This is a genomic window from Streptomyces argenteolus (genome assembly GCF_042902585.1).
Classification (GTDB): domain Bacteria; phylum Actinomycetota; class Actinomycetes; order Streptomycetales; family Streptomycetaceae; genus Streptomyces; species Streptomyces argenteolus.
Map to the genome: position 1 here is coordinate 391,121 of NZ_JBIBEG010000007.1, position 6,446 is coordinate 397,566.

Here is a 6,446-nt window from a genome sequence, read left to right on the forward strand (position 1 = left end):
CCGCCGGTCAGCCCGGGAGTACCACCGTGCGCTGGGCCGAGAAGTCGCCCCACTTCCCGTCGGGGAGCTTGGGACGGATCTTGAGCGAGTAGCGGGTGCCGGGCGGGTCCGTCATCGTGAGCCGGTACGTCGCGCGGCCCGCGGGCGGTGTGCCGCCCCAGACGATCGTGGTGGTCAGCTTTCCGTTCAGGTACAGCTGGTACGCGGGGATCGTGCCGCCGGTGTCCGGCTGGTCCCAGGAGAGGTCGACCAGGAACTCCTCGCCGTGCGCCGTCGTCGTCGTCCGCAGTCCGGTGGGCGCGGTGCTCGCGGGGGCTCCGGGGGCGGACGGGGTGGTCAGGTCGAGGGCGTTGCTGTCCGGCGACGAGTGGTCGGCGGCGTCGCGGGCGCGCACGGTGAAGGTGTAGACGGTGCCGGGGGTCAGCCCGTTGAGCCGGGCCGTCGTCCGCGAGCCGGGGACGCTGTGGATGCGCGCGTCCTCCTGGTAGATGTCGTACGAGGTCACGGCCACGTCGTCCGTGGAGCCGCCCCAGGACAGGGTGACCGTCCGGCCGCTGACGGCCGTGCCGCGCAGCTTCGTGGGCCCGGTCGGCGGCTCCTCGTCCGCGGGTGCGGCGGCGGGGGTGGTGACGGAGACGGTGGCGCTCGGGGCGGAGAGGTTCCCCGCGGCGTCGCGGGCCCTGACGGTGAAGGCGTAGGCCGTGGAAGCGGTGAGCCGGTCGATGTCCGTCATCAGCTTCGTAGCGTCCACCGAGGCGGCCTTCTTCCCCTCGCGGTACACGTCGTAGCCGGTGATCCCCTCGTCGTCGGACGCGCGCTGCCACATGACGTGGACGGAGGTGGCGCTGCCTGCCTGCGCGGTCACCCCCCGGGGCGCCGTCGGTTTCTCCGTGTCCGCTGCCGCCGATCCCGCGCAGGCGGTGAGGGCGGAGAGGAGCAGGGCGGTGGAGCAGGCCAACGCGGTGCGTACGTGGGGGCGTTGCACGGTGGTGCCTTCCATCCGACAGCAATGGTCCAGACCTATATGCCATGCGCGTGGGGGCGCCCACAAGGGGCTGGATCGGAACGTTCCGCAATGTCCGCGATGAGTTCCGGGCGCGGAAAGGGTCTGAAGGGTATGGATACACACCACAGCACCGCGCCCGGCCTCGACCTCGAGCCGGTGGCGCGGCGGATCAGCGAGCTGGCGGGCGCCGTCCGGGACGATCAGCTGCCCGGCCCCACGCCCTGCCCCGACTACGCGGTACAGGAGCTGCTCGGGCACCTGGTGGGGCTGACCGTCGCCTTCCGCGACGCGGCGTACAGGAAGCTCGGCCCGACGACGGACACGTCCCCGGACTCGGCCCTGCCCGTACTCCCCGCCGACTGGCGCGAGAGCCTGCCCACGCTCCTGGAGGAGCTGGTCACGGCCTGGCGCTCCCCGGCCGCCCTGGAGGGGATGACCCGGGCGGGCGGAGTGGACCTGCCCGGCGAGATCGCCGGAGCGGTCGCCCGGAACGAGCTGCTCGTGCACGGCTGGGACCTGGCCAGGTCGACGGGGCAGGAGTTCCGGGCGGACGAGGCGAGCCTGCGCTCGTCGGAGGCGATGCTGGCGCCCGGGGACGACGACAGGACCGGCCCCGGCGCGATCTTCGGCCCGCCCGTCCCCGTCCCGCCCGACGCGCCCCTGCTGGACCGCGTCATCGCCCTGAGCGGACGCAGGCCCGACTGGCGGCCGGGCGACTGACGGCACCGGTCGCACCATGCGGTCAGGGAGTGGGAGCGGGTCTCCGAGGTGAGCCGGCCGGCGGCCGAGTCCCGGCGCGCACGCACCGCCGGGTACCTCGACGCCGCCGGCCCCGACCCGGCACCCGCCGGCGCGCGGGGTGGCGGACGAGTCCGGCGGCGACGGGGGCAAGCCGGGCCCCGTCCGGGTTCCGCTCCAGCTGGTGCGCGCCGGGGTCCGGCTCACCGGCCGGCTCCCCCGCAGGCGCCCACCGCGGCCGACGCCGAGCGGAAGAGGCCGGGGGTGCCGGTCGGCCGCGCCGGGTTCGAGCCGCAGCAGCTCGGGGAGTTCACGAGCACCTCGACGTCCTCCTGGCCGCTGCCGACGGCCCCGAGGCCGATGCGCGGCCATCCGCGAGTGACCGCGCACGGTCCGGGGTGCCCGCCCCGGGCCCCGTGGGGACCGGCAGCCGTCCGGGTGGCCCGGGGCACTCGTCCGGGGGCGGCGGACGAGCCGCGGGCTCGTTCCGGGCCGCACCGGTCCCCGTGCGCCCGCCTCAGCTGGTGAAGAACTCCGTGATCTGCTGGGCCACCTGGTCCGGGTGCCTCCTGTGCACCTGGTGGCCTCCGCCCAGCGTGATCAGCCGGCAGTCCGGGATGAGGGATGCCATGTCCGGCAGGCGGCCCTGGGGCATGTCGCTCTCCGGCCCCCCGGCGATCATCAGGGTCGGGGCGACGATCTGGCCCAGCTCCTCCTCCCACCGCGGCTCGGGCGCGCCGATCTGGGCCCGGACGGCCGGGACGGCGTTCTCGTCGTAGTCCACGGGCCCCGTCGGCCCGGACTCGGGGACCAGTTGCCCGGGGAACGGCGGCGGGGTCTCCACCAGCACCAGACGCTCCACCCGGTCCGCGTGCTCCTCGGCGAGGAGATAGGCCACCACCCCGCCCATCGAGTGCCCGACGAGTCCGACCCTGTCCAGCTCGCAGGCGTCGAGGAACTCCAGGACGTCGTCGCGCATCTGCTCGAAGCCGTACTCGTCCGGCCAGTCGCTCTCGCCGTGCCCGCGCAGATCGATGGCGTAGACCCGCCACTCCTCACCGAGCCGGGTGCCCACGGCCTCCCAGCTCGCGGACGAGCCGCCGAGACCGTGCAAGAGGACGACGGGCGAGCCGAACGGGTCGCCCCAGGTCCGGTACGCCAGCCGCACATCGCCGACGTCCACAACAGACTGATCTTCCATGTCCCGAACGCTACAGGCGCCGCACCCCGGCCGGCTCCACCCCCCGGCCTGGCACGCTTGGCACGTGAAGCACAGACGTCTCGCCCTCGCCGCCGCGGCGGCCCTCCTGCTGTCCGGTTGCTCCGGGAGCGGTTCCGGAGCTCCCGAGAAGGATCTCGACGACCCCGCGAAGAAGGACATCGCCATGCGGCTCGTGTCCAGCGCCGAGAACTCCACGCTGGACTGGAAGGGGCAGTACGGCTACATCGAGGACATCGGCGACGGCCGGGGCTACACCGCCGGGATCATCGGCTTCTGCTCCGGCACGGGTGACATGCTGAAGGTCGTCGAGCGTTACGCGGCGAAACGCCCGGGAAACGCACTCCAGGCCTTCCTCCCCGCCCTGCGCTCGGTACGGGGCAGCGACTCCCACGAAGGGCTGGGCGCCCCCTTCACCGCGGCGTGGAAGCAGGCGGCGGCCGACGCGGAGTTCCGGGCGGCGCAGGACGCCGAACGCGACGAGAGCTACTTCGACCCGGCGGTCGAGCGGGCCCGGGCCGACGGACTCAGCGCCCTGGGGCAGTTCGTCTACTACGACGCGTACGTGATGCACGGCTACGGCGACGCGCCGGGCACGGTCGGCTTCCGTACGATCCGCGCCCGGGCGGTCGCCGCGGCGGACACGCCGTCCGAGGGAGGCGACGAGGAGGACTATCTGAACGCCTTCCTGGACTCCCGGGTCGCCGCGATCCGCAAGGAGCCCTCGCACAGTGACACCAGCCGGGTGGAGACGGCGCAACGCGTGTTCGTGCGCGAGGGGAAACTGCAGCTGGAGACCCCCCTGGCATGGAAGGTGTACGGCGAGAGCTTCCGCATCGACGGGGGCTGAACCCGGCACGGCCGGGGAAGAACTCCCTGGGAGGACTGGTGCACCACCCCCACACCGGCACCGCTCGCCGTACGACCCGCTCCGCCGCTCTGGTGGTGGTCCTCGGGCTGGGCCTCGCCACCGTTCCGTTCACCGCTCTGGCCGGCGCCCCCGCGCCGTCGGCCGTTCACCTCGTGGAGGCAGTCACGTCCGGGCTCGACGACCCCGTCAAGAAGGACATCGCCATGCGGCTGGTGTCCAGTGCCGAGAACTCCACGCTGGACTGGGAGGCCCAGTACGACTACATCGAGGACATCGGCGACGGCCGCGGCTACACCGCGGGCATCGTCGGCTTCTGCTCCGGCACCGGCGACATGCTGAAGCTGGTCGAGCTGTACACCGCGCGGGAACCCGGCAACGTACTTGCGAAGTACCTGCCCGCCCTGCGCGAGGTGGACGGGACCGCCTCGCACGCCGGGCTCGATCCGGGCTTCCCCCGGGACTGGGCGCGGGCGGCCTCCGAGGCGGGTTTCCGGCGGGCGCAGCGGGACGAGCGGGACCGGGTGTACTTCGATCCGGCTGTGCGCCAGGGCACGGCGGACGGCCTCGGCACACTCGGCCAGTTCATCTACTACGACGCCCTCGTCATGCACGGCCCGGGCGACGACGGCCAGAGCTTCGGCGGCATCCGCCGGGCGGTGCCGGCCACGACGCGGCCCCCGTCGCGGGGCGGTGACGAGGTGGCCTACCTGGGCGCCTTCCTGGACGCCCGGGTGCGCGCGATGAAGAGGGAGGAGGCCCACTCGGATACCAGCCGGGTGGACACGGCCCAGCGGGTCTTCCTGCGGAACCGCAATCTGGATCTCGATCCGCCGCTGGACTGGAAGGTCTACGGCGACAGCTTCCACATCGGCTGACACCCCCGCGGGGTGCGCGTACGGGGCCCGGGAGGGGTTCCCGTACGCGCACCTGGGGGTCAGTGGGCGACGGGAAGGGCCATCGGGTCCTTCGGCTGCTCGCTCTCGACGGCCTCCGGCTCCTCGCCGGCCGACCGCCCCCAGTGGTTGAAGGCCAGGTTCAGCACGATCGCCACCACGCAGCCGGTGGAGATGCCCGAGTCCAGGACGACGAGCAGGTCCTCGGGGAAGGCGTGGTAGAAGTCCGGCGCGGCGATCGGGATGAGGCCCACCCCGACGGCCGCCGCGACGATGAGGGCGTTCTCGCCCTTCTCCAGGGCGGCGGTGGCCAGCGTCTGGATGCCGCTCGCGGCGACCGAGCCGAAGAGCACGATCCCCGCGCCGCCGAGGACCGGCAGCGGTACGAGGGCGATGACCGACGCGGCCACGGGCACGAGACCGAGCAGGACGAGGATGACACCGCCCGCGGCGACGACGAAGCGGCTGCGGACCTTGGTCATGGCGACCAGTCCGATGTTCTGGGCGAACGCGCTGCACATGAAGCCGTTGAACAGCGGGCTGACGGCGCTGCCCAGGGTGTCGGCGCGCAGACCGCCCTCGATGGTCCGTTCGTCGGCCGGGCGGCCGACGATCTTGCCGAGGGCCAGCATGTCGGCGGTGGACTCCGTCATGCAGACGAGCATCACGATGCACATCGAGATGATGGCGGCGATCTCGAACTGCGGGGCGCCGAAGTGGAAGGGCGTCGGGAAACCGACCAGGTCGGCGTCGCCCAGGGCACCGAAGTCGGTGATGCCGGCGGGTATCGCGATGAGCGTGCCGACGACCAGGCCGAGCAGGATGGCGATCTGCTGGAGGAAGCCCCGCAGCAGTTTGCGCAGGGCGAGCACGATCACCAGGGTGACGGCGGCCATCGTGATGTTCGTCGTCGAACCGTAGTCGTCGGCGGTGGCGTTCCCGCCCTGCGACCAGTTGAAGGCGACCGGCAGGAGCGAGACGCCGATCAGGGTGATGACGGTCCCGGTGACGACGGGTGGGAAGAACCGGACGAGTTTGCAGAAGTACGGCGCGAGGAGGAAGCCGAGGAGACCGGCGACGATGATCGCGCCGAAGATGACGGCGATGCCGTCGTGCCCCCTGTCCTTGCCGATCGCGATCATCGGGGTGACACCGGCGAAGGAGACGCCATTGACGAACGGCAGCCGGGCGCCTATGCGCCAGAAGCCGAGGGTCTGGAGCAGGGTGGCTATCCCCGCGGTGAAGAGGCTCGCCCCCATGAGGAAGGCGGTCTCCTTGGCGCTGAGCCCCACGGCGGGCCCGACGATCATGGGCGGGGCCACCACACCCGCGTACATCGCGGCCACGTGCTGGAGGCCGCTGGTGAACATCCTGAAGGGCGGGAGCCTCTCGTCGACCGGGTGTTCGGGGCCCGGTCCGCCCGTCGTGCTTGCTTCTCCTGCATGTGCGTCGACTGCGTTCTTACGAAACCTGGGCGTAGCTGCCACGGCTTCCTCCGGTCGGGTGCACGTCGGGGCGACGTGGGTGTCAGGGAGGTGGTGCTGAGTGGTGCGTTGGTACAGGTCGTGCAGCTGGTGCGGGCAGCTTGGAGCTCTCCTGTGGCGGGGGGGGGGGGGGGGGGCCCCCCCCCCCCCCCCCCCCAGCAATGGGCTGCGGCCGGGGGGCCGGGCGGGCCGGGCGCCGACGGGGCCCCCCCGGCGGCCGGCGGCGGGGGGAGTG

Annotated in this window: 6 protein-coding genes; 3 read left to right on the forward strand and 3 right to left on the reverse strand. The window is 72.7% G+C overall.

Annotated features, from left to right (window positions below; genetic code table 11):
• Window positions 1–7: 7 nt before the first annotated feature.
• The gene (locus tag ACFY8O_RS25360) at window positions 8–1,000 is read right to left on the reverse strand and encodes a fibronectin type III domain-containing protein (protein WP_387906039.1); all 993 of its coding nucleotides are present in this window, start codon (window positions 998–1,000) and stop codon (window positions 8–10) included.
• 117 nt (window positions 1,001–1,117) lie between these two features.
• Between ACFY8O_RS25360 and ACFY8O_RS25365 the strand changes: the two genes are divergently transcribed.
• On the forward strand, window positions 1,118–1,726 hold the full coding sequence (locus tag ACFY8O_RS25365) for a TIGR03086 family metal-binding protein (RefSeq protein WP_387906041.1): 609 nt from the start codon (window positions 1,118–1,120) through the stop codon (window positions 1,724–1,726).
• 535 nt (window positions 1,727–2,261) lie between these two features.
• Here the strand turns inward: ACFY8O_RS25365 and ACFY8O_RS25370 are convergent.
• Window positions 2,262–2,945: an alpha/beta fold hydrolase gene (locus ACFY8O_RS25370; protein ID WP_387906043.1), complete on the reverse strand. Its 684-nt coding sequence runs from the start codon at window positions 2,943–2,945 to the stop codon at window positions 2,262–2,264.
• Here ACFY8O_RS25370 and ACFY8O_RS25375 point away from each other — a divergent pair.
• Together ACFY8O_RS25375 and ACFY8O_RS25380 are read left to right on the forward strand one after the other, a co-directional pair.
• Window positions 2,944–3,813 carry a chitosanase gene (locus ACFY8O_RS25375; RefSeq protein WP_387906045.1) on the forward strand — a complete coding sequence of 290 codons (870 nt, stop codon included), beginning with the start codon at window positions 2,944–2,946 and terminating at the stop codon, window positions 3,811–3,813. The two genes, ACFY8O_RS25370 and ACFY8O_RS25375, sit on opposite strands and share 2 nt — an antisense overlap.
• Window positions 3,814–3,851: 38 nt before the next feature.
• The gene (locus ACFY8O_RS25380; RefSeq protein WP_387906047.1) at window positions 3,852–4,709 is read left to right on the forward strand and encodes a chitosanase; all 858 of its coding nucleotides are present in this window, start codon (window positions 3,852–3,854) and stop codon (window positions 4,707–4,709) included.
• Window positions 4,710–4,768: 59 nt separating this feature from the next.
• On the opposite strand, the gene ACFY8O_RS25385 is transcribed toward ACFY8O_RS25380, so the two are convergent.
• Entirely contained in the window at window positions 4,769–6,214 is a 1,446-nt protein-coding gene (locus tag ACFY8O_RS25385) for a nucleobase:cation symporter-2 family protein (RefSeq protein ID WP_387906048.1), read from the reverse strand.
• Window positions 6,215–6,446: the final 232 nt, after the last annotated feature.